This window comes from Paenibacillus sp. FSL W8-0919, from assembly GCF_038003785.1.
In the GTDB taxonomy this organism is placed as follows: Bacteria; Bacillota; Bacilli; order Paenibacillales; family Paenibacillaceae; genus Paenibacillus_AQ; species Paenibacillus_AQ lactis.
This window is the reverse complement of the sequence record NZ_JBBOPV010000001.1, coordinates 1,589,589-1,604,452: the sequence shown is the minus strand read 5'-3', so window position 1 is coordinate 1,604,452 and position 14,864 is coordinate 1,589,589. Positions and strand designations below refer to the sequence as shown.

At 56.7% G+C, this 14,864-nt stretch carries 9 protein-coding genes and 1 riboswitch; all 9 genes read right to left on the bottom strand.

Features of this window, described 5'->3' with window-relative positions:
* Positions 1-496: 496 nt before the first annotated feature.
* Positions 497-1,522 carry a DUF2332 domain-containing protein gene (locus tag NST44_RS06970; RefSeq protein ID WP_340898518.1) on the bottom strand — a complete coding sequence of 342 codons (1,026 nt, stop codon included), beginning with the start codon at positions 1,520-1,522 and terminating at the stop codon, positions 497-499.
* 132 nt (positions 1,523-1,654) lie between these two features.
* Entirely contained in the window at positions 1,655-3,637 is a 1,983-nt protein-coding gene (locus tag NST44_RS06965; protein WP_144879027.1) for an amino acid ABC transporter ATP-binding/permease protein, read from the bottom strand.
* Positions 3,634-5,688 carry an ABC transporter ATP-binding protein/permease gene (locus NST44_RS06960; RefSeq protein WP_007128887.1) on the bottom strand — a complete coding sequence of 685 codons (2,055 nt, stop codon included), beginning with the start codon at positions 5,686-5,688 and terminating at the stop codon, positions 3,634-3,636. The genes NST44_RS06965 and NST44_RS06960 overlap by 4 nt, the downstream gene beginning before the upstream one ends.
* Entirely contained in the window at positions 5,688-6,704 is a 1,017-nt protein-coding gene (cydB, locus tag NST44_RS06955) for a cytochrome d ubiquinol oxidase subunit II (RefSeq protein ID WP_007128888.1), read from the bottom strand. The genes NST44_RS06960 and cydB overlap by 1 nt, the downstream gene beginning before the upstream one ends.
* The gene (locus NST44_RS06950; protein WP_340898512.1) at positions 6,691-8,094 is read right to left on the bottom strand and encodes a cytochrome ubiquinol oxidase subunit I; all 1,404 of its coding nucleotides are present in this window, start codon (positions 8,092-8,094) and stop codon (positions 6,691-6,693) included. The genes cydB and NST44_RS06950 overlap by 14 nt, the downstream gene beginning before the upstream one ends.
* A gap of 317 nt (positions 8,095-8,411) precedes the next feature.
* Positions 8,412-10,217 (bottom strand): adenine deaminase, encoded by a 1,806-nt coding sequence (gene ade / locus NST44_RS06945; protein ID WP_340898509.1) that lies wholly within the window; start codon positions 10,215-10,217, stop codon positions 8,412-8,414.
* Between the two features lie 348 nt (positions 10,218-10,565).
* Positions 10,566-10,667: riboswitch (purine riboswitch) on the bottom strand.
* Positions 10,668-10,828: 161 nt separating this feature from the next.
* A complete protein-coding gene (locus NST44_RS06940; RefSeq protein ID WP_007128891.1) occupies positions 10,829-12,073 on the bottom strand; it encodes an MFS transporter in 1,245 nt (414 codons plus the stop codon).
* Positions 12,074-12,244: 171 nt separating this feature from the next.
* Complete coding sequence (locus NST44_RS06935; protein ID WP_007128892.1) at positions 12,245-14,029, bottom strand: sensor histidine kinase; 1,785 nt, start codon at positions 14,027-14,029, stop codon at positions 12,245-12,247.
* On the bottom strand, positions 14,026-14,745 hold the full coding sequence (locus NST44_RS06930; RefSeq protein ID WP_040738309.1) for a response regulator transcription factor: 720 nt from the start codon (positions 14,743-14,745) through the stop codon (positions 14,026-14,028). Before NST44_RS06930 ends, NST44_RS06935 begins: the two co-directional genes overlap by 4 nt.
* Positions 14,746-14,864 lie beyond the last annotated feature (119 nt).

Genomic DNA, 14,864 nt, shown 5'->3' with positions numbered 1-14,864 from the left:
TCCTCCTTTGGCATTCTTGATTTCAGCATTAAACGCTTTATAGAGGTTGTTCAAAAAGTAGTCTTTTGATCACGAAGTGAATCAAGAAGTAACTCGGCATCGAATCTTGAATTCAGCCGGGCCTAAGCAGATGCTTCCGAAGCATGTTTCCTGCGGAAACATTTTAGTGCTCACGTACCCAAAACAGCAGATGCTTTCGAAGGCGTTTTCTGCGAAAACGTGTAGCTCCGCTCCTCAGTCCCTAGCTTCATCCAACCTAAAGCGTTTTGAAAAAACGCACTTCGGAAGGATAAGCCTCGGTGCTGAAAATTCGACTTTTTGAACTCCTATTTATATTCCATCTCCCCTATTATGGCACAGTCTGGCGCCGGAGAAAAATGCCGCGGCATGGAGAAGCGTAATGAGGGCACGGGTGAGGATTGCAGACGGTGTGGCGAAGAGAGATGAAGCACGAAGAAGGATTGCAAACGACGTGGAAAATAGGCGGACTAGCGATTCATGCCAGCCATTCAAACCAGCGCCCATGGCCGTCGGCTCTAAGGATGGTCTGTTCGCTCGATATGCCGCCGACAATAAAGTCGGCATGGAGATCGCCATCCCACATGTTGTTGTACACATGGACGATGTCGCGTTGTTTACCGATCGTGCTCAGATGATGGAGCAGCCGATGTTTGTTATCCTCGGGAATCTGGTTGGCTACATGCGTATGAAAGACGCATACGACGGCCTCTCCGGGAATGTCCCTCACAAGATCGGGCAGCAGCTCCGTCCCGTCCCCTTCTATGAACCGAATATCAGACCGGCTCTTAAGAAGAGCTGCGGCCTGCTCGAGCATCGATACCCGGCGGGGATTGCCCGGCCAAATGAGCGCCCGCAGCCATAATACATCCTCTGCGCTGTGCACATCGTTCACGTGAAGATCGATCCCCATCCGGTATACGACCGGGGGACTGGAAGAGAGCAGAAACGGGGACTTCCCGCCCTTGATCTCGGAATCGATGCGAACGACGGACTCCTTGTTGCCGTATACCTCCTGGCCACCGTAAGCATAGCTGTACTGATCCCACAGCAGTTGCAGTCCGGCGCTGCACCCCAGCTCCACAAGGGCAAGCGGCTTCCGAACCTTGGCATACACGGAGCAGAATACCGGATAAAGATACGCACAGCGACGGACCTCGTTCGTCTGCACCCGCTTGCTTCGGAGGATCTCTATAATCCCTTCCCTATGCTCCAGCACAAATGACCGGAAATGCGGGTAGCTTGCCTCCATTTCCTTCGGCTGCTCCGCGAGCCCCGGGTAATAGGCGCTAAGCACCGCCCCCTTCCCCTTTAGCAGCAAATATTGAACCGCTCCGAACAGCAGATTGGGCACTGGCTGTCCGGGCGATGCCTGCGCAGCTATCGACAAAACCTCCGCATCGCCGGCGATCTGCCGCGCCAAATGCGCGTACAAATCGCTGGCTCCCGGAAACTCCTTATCGGCAAAATGCTGAAACTCCCTCACCAGCCGCTCCTGATCCATATGTCACTCTCCTAACGAAAAAATGTATAGACCGGTCTAAGACCATGTTACATCTTTCCAGCCGCGCTTTGGATTGCGATCTTTTATCGGTCCGATAAGAGAAACAGCGGAATGGTTCAGGACCTATTCCGATTATGCGCCGGGGCGGTCCAGCCGATACAACCCGCGATACCTTGGGTAGCGCTCCATCAGCTCGTCGTGCGTACCGCGCATGACGACTTTCCCTTGCTCCAAGAACAGGATCTCATCCATCTGCTCGACGCCGACGAGATGATGGGTCACCCAGATCAGCGTCCGGTCCTGAAGGCTGGAGAAAATGGTAGAGAGCAGCTCGCGCTCCGTTCTGGGATCCAGCCCGACCGTCGGTTCGTCAAGGATAACGACCGGACTCTTCTGCAGCAGAATGCGGGCAAGGGCCACTCGCTGGCGTTCTCCTCCTGAAAAACGCTGCCCTGCTTCCTGCATGCGGGTATGGAGGCCGTCCGGAAGGGAATCGACCAGCGTAGTTAGCTGGGCCATCGCAGCGGCCTGCCGGATATCCTCTTCCGTGGCATCCGGTCGTCCGAGCCGGATATTGTTTGCCAGCGTGGTGTCGAATAGATGAGGGCTCTGATTCAGGACGGAAATCACGGACGAGATATCGTCGCCAAAAAGCGCTGCATCCGTGCCGCCGATCGTGACCGTGCCCGATGAGGGTGCCAAGACGCCCTGGATAAGCTGCAGCAGGGTCGATTTGCCGGCTCCTGAACGTCCGATGACCGCCACCTTGGCTCCGGCGGGAACGTCAAGGGAAATGTCCCGGAGCGCGTGTGTACCGTTGTCCAAACAGCCTGATGCTGTCGCGCCTGCCCAACGTGCCGAATGTGCTGCATCTGTCGCTTCTGGTTGATATGCTGTATCTGCCGCTTCTGGTTGATATGCCGCATCTGCCGTTTCTGGTGAGTGTGCTGCTGGCGAATATGCTGCTTCTGTCGCATCTGGCGAAGGTGCTGCTGGTGAATGTGCTGCTGGTGAATGTGCTGAGTGTGCTGCATCTGTCCCATTTGCATCGTATTGAAACGAGACGGCCTCCACCTTTATATGCGCGCCGCTTCGAATGACGGCATCCACTTCGCCCCGGCTCAATGACAGCTGCTCCGGGTATCCAGTGGTGGCGGAGCCCTCTCCATGCCCGATGGCCTTCAGTCTCTGAACCGATTGACCGTACAGCGGAATCCGCTCTACCGCCTCGGACACCGGCAGAAAAGCGTCCATCAGTGGAAACACCGCAAGCACCATCGCCGCGATCAGCGTAACGTCCAGTGAACCGCCCGCATACTCCTTGCCAGCTACATACACGACCGTGACGACCGTTACCGCAACGACCGAATGCCCGATGAAGCCGCGCAGCCGCGCCCACCGCTTGAGCGCCCGGTCGGTCCGGTCCACCTCGGCTTCATCCTCCTCGTATCCCGTCAGAAACTGCTGCTGCCGGCCGCTGACGTACCATTCATGCATGCCAAGCACCGCATCGGTCAGCTTCTGGTACAGCCGGTTCCTTGCCTGCTTCATCTCCCGGTTCTTCCGCTTCGTCAGCAGCAGGGAAATGAGCGGCAGCACGAATACCAGAACGGCCACATACAAGGCCAGCAGAAGAGCAAATCCCGGATCGAATCGTCCAGCGGCCGCAATCACGCCGGCATATAGGACCAGCGCCACGAACGACGGAAATACCGTGCGGATGTAAACGTCCTGCAAATATTCAATGTCATCGGAGAGCACGCCGAGGAGATCGCCGGTCCGGTAGCGGGAAGTTAACCGGAGTGCCTGAGGCTCCAGAATCCGGTACAGCCTCAGCCGCATCCGGGACAGGATACGGAGAATCGTATCATGCCCCACAAGGCGCTCCGCATAATGCAGGACGGCGCGTCCGATCCCGAATGTGCGGACACCTACCGTCGGCACGTACACCATCAGAATGTTCTCCGGACGGAGCGCGGATTTGGAGATTAAATACCCGGACGTAAACATCAGCATGCACGCAAACAGAACGGTAAGCACGCCGAGCATGGCAATCAGCAGAAAGCGCCAAAAATTTGCCGTCACATAAGGCCGAAACCACGATTCCTGCTTCATCCGATTCCCTCCATCTGCGAAGTAATCAACCCGTAATACACGCCCTTCAATTGCATGAGCTCCTCATGCGTTCCCGTCTCTGCGACGCGCCCCCGGTGGAGCACGATGATAACATCCATATCCTGCATCCAATGCAGTCTGTGCGTAGCAAGGAATACCCACTTGTCCCGGAATAGGGACAGCATCGTCTCTTTCAGCTCATATTCCGTCTCGATGTCAAGATGGGCCGTCGGCTCATCCAGCAGCAGCACCTGCCGCCCGCCGAGCAGCGCTCTCGCCAAGGCGACGCGCTGGGCCTGCCCGCCGCTTAAGGCTCGCCCTCCAGCTCCAATCATTTCATGAAGTCCATTCGGCAACGCGCGCACAAGGTCAATCAGTCCCGCCGCCTCAACAGCGGCCCGTACGTCCGCATCGGAAGCATCCGGCGCATAGAACCGCACATTATCCTCAAGCGTACTGCTGAACAAATACGGATGCTGCGGCATATACGTCACCCCGCTTCGCCAAGCCTCGCGGTTCCCGTCCTCCAGCGTCACGCCGTTCAGCCTGATCTCACCTGCGGTAGGAGCCGTAAAGCCACCAAGCAGATCAATCAGCGAGGATTTGCCGGCTCCGCTCTCCCCCACGATCCCGATCCTGCCCTTGCCCGGAATCCGGAAGCTGACGTCCTCCAGAGAAGCCGGCCCGTGCTCTTCATGCCGCAGGCCGACACCGGACAGCTCCAGCATGCTGCAATCATCCCATCGAAATACAGCCGGCGAGCTTCCGCAGTTTGTCGAACTATCCTTAATTTTAAGTATCGGGGCCGAGAGAGGCGTTCCGACTTTACGTGCCGTATCCGTTGTCGCCGCATGCGGTGCATCAGCTGTCATCCCCATTGCGGTATTGATTGTCTCGACTTTGGCCGCGTTAGTCGCTCGGGCGATAGCCGTGTCGGTTGTCTTCGGCACCGCTCCTTCAGCATCGGCAGCTGCATCAGCTGTGTGTATCCAACCTGCACCGCCGGCAGCCTCACCAACACCCGAATGGGCCACAGCGGCTTCGCCGAAGCCAACGGCGCCCGTATACCGAGCAGTCTCCACCGCTTCCGGCTTGCCGGTCTCCTCGGCCCGCGATGCCCGAATGATCGACTGCATCGCTTCCCCCGCCTGCTTGCCGTCCAGCGTCGCATGGAAATCGGCGCCGACCATCCGCACCGGAAGGAAGTACTCCGGCGCGAGAATCAGAACCAGCAGCGCCGGCAGCAGCTCGATACTTCCGTTTATGAGCCGCAGACCAAGGTTGACCGCAACGGACGCAACGGACAGCATGGTGAAGAAGTCCAGCGCGAAGGAGGACAGAAAGGCCACGCGCAAGGTGCGCATGGTCGCTTTCCGGTAATCTTCGCTGACCTGCCGAATGCTGCCGCTGTGCTTGCGGCTCTGGCCTAGAAATTTCAGCGTCATAAGCCCCCTGAGCGAGTCGACGAAATGATTGGACAGCATCCGGTAAGAATCCAGCTGCCGCTCAGTCTGCTTCCTTGCAGCGAGGCCGACAAGAATCAGGAAGGCAATCAGAATCGGCATGGTCACGAGCAAAATAATGCCCGAAATCCGGTCGGTCATGAATACGTACAGCCATACCAGCGCAGGAGTTATGCCCGCGCCCATCATCCGGGGGATGGTCAGCTCCGCATATTTGCGGAACTTGCCGATGCCCTCCAGCACAAGCGTAACCACATTGCCCGTTCCTTCCTTCCGGATCAGCGCCGGCCCTCTCCGGAAGAGCACGCCGAGCAGCTCCTTACGAAGGCTTGTGCCGGTCTGCTCCGCAGAGCGCTGCGCAATCCCTTGCTGGACGGCTCCGACCCCGTGCCGCATCAGAAAAGCAAGCAGGAACAGGGCAATGGTTCCCCCCTGCTCCTGCAGCGAGGCTCCCGCGAACAGCGCGGAAACCGTCTGTGCAAGCCATTTGGCCTGCAGGAGGATGGCCATGCTCTGTGCCAGGGTACATACGGCGACCAGAAGAAACGTCGTCTTGGCGCCACGGTAGCCCAGCAGATCTTTTCCCATCAGTATTCCAAATGCTCCTTCTCATGTACCCGTTTGTGGAAAACGAAGTAACTCCAGATTTGATAACCCAAGACGAAAGGCAGCAGCGTGACGGCCACGATGGTCATCACCTTCAGCGAATACGGGCCGGAAGCCGCATTATAGATCGTCAGATCGAACGCCTGGCTGATAGAGCTGATCATGACCCGCGGGAACAATCCCGCGAACACGGAGGCTACCGTAAGAGCGATCACGGCACCGGTCATCCCGAACGCCCAGCCATCCCGCTTGAGGCTCATGAAATATCCGCCGAGCAGGAAGGCCAGCAGCGCCAGCCCCAGCAGAACGGCGATCAGGCCGCCCCGGCGCTCGAACACGTCCGTCATGAAATACGTCATGACGCCGAATGCCGCGAACAGTCCCGCAACCGGAAGCAGCAGCTTCCGTGCCATGGAGCGTGCGCGCTCTTGCAAGTCCGAGGTCGTGCGAAGCGTCGTGAACATCAAGCCGTGCAGCAGGCACAGCAGCGTCATCGTCAGCCCGCCAACCACCGTATAGGCATTGACGATATCGAAGAAACCGGCGTGCATTTCCATTGCTTCGTTAATCGGCAGCCCCTGGATCAGGCAGGCAAATACGACGCCGAGCAGGAACGGAGGCAGCACGCTGCCTGTGAAAATGGCGCCGTCCCATACCCTTTTCCAGCGGGCATTCCCCACCTTCCCCCGGAACTCAAAGGCTACGCCGCGGCCGATCAAGGCCAGCAGGAGGAAGACAAGCGGAATGTAGAACCCGCTGAACAAGGTCGCGTACCAGTTCGGGAACGCCGCGAACATCGCGCCCCCTGCCGTTAGCAGCCATACCTCGTTCGCGTCCCAGAACGGGCCGATGGAATTGATGAGCACGCGGCGCTCCGTGTCGCTTTTGGCCAGAAGCTGCGTGGACATCCCAACGCCGAAATCAAAGCCCTCGAGAAAAAAGAACCCGATAAACAATACCGCAACCAGCACAAACCATACTTCATTAAGAGACAGCATTGTAGCCCTCCTTGTTAAACGGATCGCTTGCGTGGCGGTGGTCCGCCTCCTCCGCATACGGCCCTTTCTTAATCACCTTGACGAACAGATAGGCCATGACAGCCGCCAGCACCGCGTAAATCGCCGTAAACACGATCAGCGAGAACAGAATCGACCCGGCGCTGACATTCGGCGAAATGCTGTTCTCCGTCGTAATGAGCCCGAACACCGTCCACGGCTGGCGCCCGATCTCCGTCATAATCCAGCCCGAGCTGTTCGCTATGATCGGCAGGGAGATGCCAATCAGCATCATGCTCAGGAACCACTTCCCGGCCTGCTCGACCTTTTTGCGCAGCATCAGCCAAGCACCGTACAGACCAAGCAGAATCATGGCCGTTCCGGCCGCCACCATAATCCGGAAGCTCCAGAAGGTCGTGCGCACCGGAGGAATATAATCGCCCGGGCCGTATTCCTGCTCGTACTGGTACTGCAGCTCTTTCATCCCGATCACTTCGCCGCTAAATTTGCTGTAAGACAGGAAGCTGAGCAAATACGGGACTTTGAATTCCGCCGAGTTCTCCTGCTTATCCGGATCGATCGACGCAAAGACCGTCCACGGCGCCGGGTCCTCGCTCGTTTCCCACAGGCCCTCCGCAGCAGCCATCTTCATCGGCTGAGTCTGCACGAGGTACTGCGCCTGCTGGTGGCCGAACACCGCAACCAGAATGGAGGTAATCAGGCCAACCACAATCGCGAGGTTGAACGATCTTTTGAAAAAGTCCAAGTCCTGCTTCTTCATCAGCTTATACGCGCTCACCCCGGCTACGAGGAAAGCGCCGGTAGCCAGCGCCCCGAAAATCGTATGCGGGAACTCCACCAGCAGCTGACCGTTCGTGATCAGCGCGAAAAAGTCGTTCATCTCCGCCCGACCGTTGTTGATCTCGAATCCGACCGGACGCTGCATGAACGAGTTGGCGGCCAGAATCCAGAACGCCGACATCAAGGTGCCGAAGGACACCAGCCAGATGCTCAGCAGATGGACCTTCTTCGAAAGCCGGTCCCAGCCGAAGATCCACAGGCCGATGAACGTCGATTCGAGGAAAAAGGCCAGCAGTGCCTCGATCGCCAGCGGCGCGCCAAACACGTCCCCGACGAACCGGGAATAATCGGACCAGTTCATGCCGAACTGGAATTCCTGCAGAATCCCCGTCACTACGCCGACCGCAAAGTTAATGAGAAACAGCTTGCCCCAGAATTTGGCCATCCGTTTATACACGTCCTGGCCTTTGACAACGTACATCGTCTCCATGACGGCGATCAAAAACGCCAACCCGATGGAGATCGGTACGAAAATAAAGTGAAAAATGGTTGTCGATGCGAACTGTATTCGCGCCAGCATCACCGGATCCATAACATACCCCTTCCTTTAGCTCACGTCATCATTTTAAATTTGATTCTTTTGGTATTGTCGCAGACTGGAGCAGGAAGGATTGTGATAAACATCACAATCTCGGGGTCGAAAACGGATAAAAAGTTATAAATTTGTGACAAAAATCACGAAGTCCCGAACTTAAAAGGGACAGGCCCGCCATCCCTGGTGAGCCTGCCCCTTGTATACTATACCACGTGCCTCTCCCGGCGCGCGTCGTTCCTCATCACTGCTGCACGACCCTCGTCGTTATTGCTCGTACGATGCGGCATGCAGATCATTGCATTAGCTTGTACATTTTATTGAACCGGACCCACCTCAGTCTCGATCAGCTTAAACTCTATCACATCCGCAATCCCGCGGTTCGTGATGCGGATTTCCGGAATGACCGGGAGCGCGATGAGGGAGAAGGTCATGAACGGCGCGTTGATGAAGCAACCAAGCTCCTTCCAGGCATCCTCCAGCGCCGCCACTTCCTCGGCCACGACTTCCACCGGACGGTCAGCCAAAAGGCCGGCGATCGGCATAGCCACCTTCGCCAGCACCTTCCCGTCCCGGACGACGATCATGCCGCCGCCGCAAGCCGCCAGCTCATTGGCGGCAAATGCCATATCGTCCACATTCGTGCCCATCACCAGCAGGTTGTGGCTGTCATGGGCCACGGTCGAAGCGACCGCACCCGACTTCAGACCGAAGCCGCTCGCGAACCCTAGCGAGATTTGCCCGGTTCCGCGGTGACGCTCGATGCAAGCAAGCTGCACGACGTCCTGCTCCAGGTCCGGCTGGATGATACCGTCCTCCACCGGGAGAACCGCCGTCATTTTAGCTGTACGGGCACTGTTCTCAATGACGCGCACGACATTGACTTCCGTTCGCGCAGCCGAACCCGATTTGCTGCGGAGCAGGAAATCTTCCGGGGTGAGGGCCCGGGCTAGACGCACCGATTGATAAGCCTTCTCCGGATATTGGTAGGACGGAAACTCCACCACGAGGCGGCCGTTCTCCGCAACGACCTCGCCATCGGCAATGACGACCGATGGAACCATGCGCTTCAAATCGTCAATGAGCAGGATGTCCGCCGATTTCCCCGGCGAGACGCTGCCAAGGTCCAGTTCCATTCCGAAATAGCGCGCAACGTTGATCGTGCCCATTTGAATCGCGGTTACGGGGTCAACCCCTTCTTCCATCGCCCGCCGCACGATATGGTTCATATGGCCGAGCCGCACCAGCGTCTGCGGGTATACATCGTCGGTAATGAGCGACATGTTGTCCGTGCGCACCTTATCCTCGGTCACCACTTTGATGACCTCCTTGATGTCCTGCCATGCCGAACCCTCGCGGATCATCAGATGCATCCCGAGCCTAACCTTCTCCAGCGCCTGCTCCCGTGTCACCGTCTCGTGGTCGGAGCTAACCCCTGTAGCCAAATAAGCCTGAAGCATTCGGTCATCCTCAGCCGGAAAATGTCCGGTTACCGTCTTGCCCGCACGCAGCGTTGCTTCAATCTCTCCGAGCATCGTCGGATCGCCGTTCACGACGCCTGGGAAGTTCATTACTTCACCGAGGCCTGCCGTGCCGGGCCAGGTCAGCCCCTCTTCGATATCGGATACGCCAAGCTGGGCGCCGCCATCCTCCAGATCGAATGTTGCGGGGACGCAGGAAGGAATGGTCGTGAATACCTTCAGCGGCAGCTGCTGACCTTCCTCATGCATCCAGCGCACGCCTTCCATACCGAACACGTTGGCAATCTCGTGCGGATCCATATAGATACCGGTCGTTCCGCTTACGATGGCCGCCTTGGCAAATTCGGTCACCGTCAGCATCGTGGATTCGACGTGCATATGGCCATCAAGCAGTCCCGGCGTAATATACCGCCCTTTGCCATCAATCACTTTCGTGCCCTCGCCGATGGTATGATCCGCATTGCCGATATAGGCAATGCGCCCGGCTGCAACCGCCACGTCCATATTCGCTTGAAGCTCGCCCGTAAATACGTTGACCAGCGTGCCGTTCTTGATCACCAGCTCGGCTGGCGACTGCCCCAAAGCAACCTGTCCCAGCTGCCGGCTGACCTCGTATCGTTTATGTCTTTTGCTTGAACTCATGATGATTGCACGCTCCCCTTTTTTGCTGATTGGATATCTACGCAGTGAGTCTGATGATGCCCTTCATCGCAAATTTTTCACGCATGGAGGGAGGGGCCCATGGTTTAGATCAATACGATCCCCCTGAGCTGCGGAACGCAAAACAACCCGGACAGCGTACCTGCCCGGGATGCCTAAAGATTGAATTCATCAAGATGAGAAAGTCCCTTGCTTATCTGCTGCGCTCGCGTAATATTGCCGCTGATTCCGGATTAGACCTTGCGCCGGTCCCACTCGGACGAATACGTGAAACGCCACGCGTACCGGGGTACCGCCATGCCTCGCGATTCCCCTTCAAAGCTCGGGCTGTCCTATTCTCATCTTTTATGTAGTCAAGTCATTTACGGTAACCTGGTAGAGACGCCTGGGCCCTATTCCCCGGCATATACATCAAGATTTGCTGCTAAGACCTTTACCCTATTCAATTCTACTCATTTGTTGTTAGAATTATAATCCTCCTGTCCAAGAAGTCAAGTGACAGGAAGGAACCGGCCTCTTTAGGAAATACCAGGATGCCGCCAAAATCATGGCCGCAAGCCAGAAGCCTATGTATCGAATGAAGCACCCCTGTATTACAGGCTGACTTCGGCTGGAGCCTTTGATACCTTTTTGGCGTACAGCATCATCAGCGGAATGCTGACGGCAAACGCCCCCGCAACAAGCAGGAACGGAATGCGCGGATCGATGCCATAAGCCCAGCCTCCGATCACGCCGGAAGGCGTAATCACGATCAGGATAAGCACCTGGAGCAGCGCGAATATTTTAGCCCGGTTATCGTCATCAATGGCATTCGCAACCGCCGTTTCAAGATACGGATAGGTCATCATCGTTCCAACCGCCGCGATGATCGTGCTTACGCTGAGCACGACAAGGTCGCCCTCCGGGGCGATGACGAGAACGACGTTCGCAAGCACCGAAATGATGAATCCCCAGACCATCGTCCGGTTCACTTTGGACTCACTGATCCGCGGCATGATCCATCTCATGAACATCAGCATGATGATGGAGGAGAATGCCGGAAAGACGGAAATCAATCCGCTGCCGAGATGCAAATATTCCACCATAAAAATAGAGACATAGGTCGTCTTCACGGTCATCTGAAAGTTAAACAGAATATAAACGCCGAAGATGATCAGCAGGAGCGGGCTTTTCAGCATGCCCTTCATGACGGATATATAGTCGACCATGCCTTCGCGCAGGCTCATGGACTTTGTCTCCTTCATCTTGCGGTAGCCGATCTCCGTCTCCCGGGTCGCATAATGCCTGCCGATGAATTGAATCGTCATCAGGATACAGGCCAGCACGAACATGATCCGCACTCCAGGCACCAACGAGAAGTGATACACCAGCAATCCCCCGAGTGGGGCGAACAAGCCCCCTACTACGCTGATCAGCTGCAGCAGCGTAAACACATACGTCCGCTCCTTAGGGGCCGTGTCTTCAACAAGCAGGCAATAGAACGCCGTATGGGGCACTTTTTGAAAACCGTTGATTACAGCCGCGATGACAAAGAACCAGAAGTTTTGCGAGACGGCCCATAGCAGCGTAGCGATGCTCCAGCTGAGCACGTCGAAATAGAGCAGCGCACGCTTGCGGCCCATCCGGTCCGTAAGATAGCCGCTAAGAAACGAGGAAAGCACTTGGACGAGCAGGCCGATCGAGGTGATCCAGCCGATTCCCGTCTCGGTTACGCCAAGCTGGTACATAAAGATGGAGCTGTACGTCGCAAACATGCTGTAGGGAATCAGGAACAGCGGTTCATAGACGAGACAGCCCCTGGCATTACCGGTTAATTGCCGAAAAGAAGTTGAGCCCATGGATGTCCTCCGGTCGATAGATAGTAAGCAAATGAAATCATTTCCAGGCTATTATAGCGCACCAAGGATCGCAGCGGGTGGATTTTTTTGCAGCTATCCGGCCGAGATCGGCAATCCCGCATTCAGGCGTGCAACCCTAGTTATAGAGCCGATTCCTGCCGGCATCCGCTCTCACTTTCCCCTCGAATCCTTGCCGGTATCGGGCTCATCCCCGTCTCCCTGCCCAGCCTCAGGCAGCAGTACGGTAATGGTCGTGCCCCGACCCAGCTCGGACCAGATGCCTACCTTGCCTGCATGAGCCTCCACGATGGCCTTCGCAATGCTCATCCCGAGACCCGAGCCGTCCACGCTCTCCTCCGTGTTCGTTCCGCGGTAATACCGCTCGAACAGGTTAGCCTTCGTCTCCTCGTCCATGCCGTTGCCCTGATCCGCGACGATGATTGCGGCACCGCCAGGCCGGCTTTCGACCCGAACCTCGATCTTGACCCCTTCCGGATTATGCTTGACCGCATTGATAATCAGGTTATCCATGAGGCGCTGCAGCCACTTCGCATTACCGTTCACGAGCAGCGGCGTTTCCCCGCCGATATAGGTAAAGGTCGCTTCATTCAGCGTGGCATCGTTCACGTATTTCAGCACACAGCGGCGGACCAGCTCATTCAGATCGAGCGGGATAAGCTCCTGCGGGCGGATCGTGCTCTTGAGGCGGAACACGAGCGAGAAATCGTCGATCAGTTCCAGCATATAATCCCCTTTTTCCCGGATGACGGTGCCCATCTCCCGCAGCTCCTCCGCACTCCAATCATTCGGAGCGCTTTCCAGCATGTAACCGTAACCCTGAATGGAGGAGAGCGGAGTACGCAGATCATGCGATATCCCCGACATCCATTCCTCCCGGTTCCGTTCCAGACGTTCGCGTTCCCGTTCAGCCTCTGCCAGCTGCTCGGCCATCCGGTAAAAAGAATGGATCACTTCCTTGTACAGCTTATATCGCATGCGAAGCTTGCCGTTCTTGCGGAAGACCCGTTTGCGGTCTTTCGGCGTCAGCACTTCTTCATACGCTCCGCTGCCCATCCGCTCGAACCAGCCGGTAAAGAGCAGTAACGGGCGACTGTAACGATAGCCGTGCCAGATCGCAATGGCGAGCGAGAGAAGCAGCACGCTCATCATGGCCCACAGGGCGACGCGTATCAGCTCGTTCATCATCGGCCGTTTCCCCAGCGCTTCATCCTGCGGGGTATGGTAGATCCAGGTGTTGCCGCTGTTCTTGTCCCGAAATACGGCAATATGCGTCGAATAGGTACCCGGCTGCTCCTGCATGGCGATGATCTCCAACGGGTGGTACTCCGACTTATCTCCGGCGCCTTCCCCGAGCGACTGCACGATACGGCCTTCCCCGTCAATGATATGGAGGTAGCCGCCTGCGCCGCCAAGCTTCCCTTGCAGCTCCCTTTCGAATTCAGGGTCGACAAGCCCGTCCTTCTCATAAGCGGCCACCCAGTCCAGGAGCTGGTCCGATCCGGCATCGACCCGACCTGCCAGGAACAGCAGCGGTTCTTTATAGAACAGGTCCATCTGCCAGTCCATCGTATATTTGCCGAGCCTCCGTTCTTCCTTTATGGCGAGCAGGGTGCTGACGGAGTACTCGCTTGGAACATCCGAAGGGGTATTCGTGGCATGAATGACGTTCCCTTCCATATCGACGACCTGAAGCCACATGCCGCTCTCCTGCAGCAGCACCTTCCAATGCTCCTCCAGCTGAACGCTCCCCTTCTCCGCAACGGTTTCCCCGACGATGCTGTCCAGCACCCCTGCCGGGAAGTTCCGCTTGATCTCCTCGTTGCTGATATGACTAATAAGGAAAAACATCAGCACGATGATAAAACAGAACATGAATGCCGAGAATGCAATCAATTGATAGGTAAAATGAAAGGCAAGCCTTCTTCGCAGTCTCATCGGCCGCTCTCCTTGACGAGCTTATAGCCGAGTCCCCGAACCGTAAGCAGATACTGCGGGTTGCTCGGATCCTCCTCGATCCGCTCCCGGATGCGCCGGATATGCACCATCACGGTATTGTCCTCGCCCATGCCGTCAATGCCCCATACCGCTTCGTACAGCTGGGATTTGGAGAAGACGACGCCGGGATGCTTGCAGAAATACAGCAGCAGCTGGAACACCTGCGCCGGACACGGCACCGGTTCCCCAAGGACCGTCAGCTCGCCGGCAGCCTCATCCACTCTAAACCGGCCGAAATCCCAGGAGCTTCGAATAACGGCCGGACTGACTGCCGCATTCGTTCCGATGCCGCCGCGCCGCAGCCGCGCTTTGATCCGGGCCGCAATCTCCAGCGGATTAAACGGCTTGGTCACATAATCGTCCCCGCCCATGGCAAAGCCGGTGAGCACGTCAAGATCCGAAGCCTTGGCTGTAAGAAACAGGATGTGCGGACTTCCGTAGGCACGCAGCTGAGGACACAGATCAAAGCCCGTGCCGTCGGGCAGCATGACGTCCAGCAGCACGAAGTCCGCGCCATGTGCAGCGATTTCCCGAAGGGCCTCCTTGCAGCTGGCGGCCGTGTATATCCGGTTGAAGCCTTCTTTGCGCAGCACCATCTGGAGCATTTTCACGATCGAAGGCTCATCATCTACTATTAAAATTCGTGTATTGTCCATAATTCTCACCCGTACATTATGCTAGCACAGCAACCTTAACAGGAGTTAAACAAATGCCGGAGGCGTTAAGAAAAAGTTAGGTTGCCGTTTCCTTTATATTCAAGTGCAATGGCTATACT

Coding starts and splice junctions, on each gene's coding strand:
- NST44_RS06970 (WP_340898518.1), bottom strand. CDS start 1,522: ATGGATCAGGAGCGGCTGGTGAGGGAGTTTCAGCATTTTGCCGATAAG.
- NST44_RS06965 (WP_144879027.1), bottom strand. CDS start 3,637: ATGAAGCAGGAATCGTGGTTTCGGCCTTATGTGACGGCAAATTTTTGG.
- NST44_RS06960 (WP_007128887.1), bottom strand. CDS start 5,688: ATGGGAAAAGATCTGCTGGGCTACCGTGGCGCCAAGACGACGTTTCTT.
- cydB (WP_007128888.1), bottom strand. CDS start 6,704: ATGCTGTCTCTTAATGAAGTATGGTTTGTGCTGGTTGCGGTATTGTTT.
- NST44_RS06950 (WP_340898512.1), bottom strand. CDS start 8,094: ATGGATCCGGTGATGCTGGCGCGAATACAGTTCGCATCGACAACCATT.
- ade (WP_340898509.1), bottom strand. CDS start 10,217: ATGAGTTCAAGCAAAAGACATAAACGATACGAGGTCAGCCGGCAGCTG.
- NST44_RS06940 (WP_007128891.1), bottom strand. CDS start 12,073: ATGGGCTCAACTTCTTTTCGGCAATTAACCGGTAATGCCAGGGGCTGT.
- NST44_RS06935 (WP_007128892.1), bottom strand. CDS start 14,029: ATGAGACTGCGAAGAAGGCTTGCCTTTCATTTTACCTATCAATTGATT.
- NST44_RS06930 (WP_040738309.1), bottom strand. CDS start 14,745: ATGGACAATACACGAATTTTAATAGTAGATGATGAGCCTTCGATCGTG.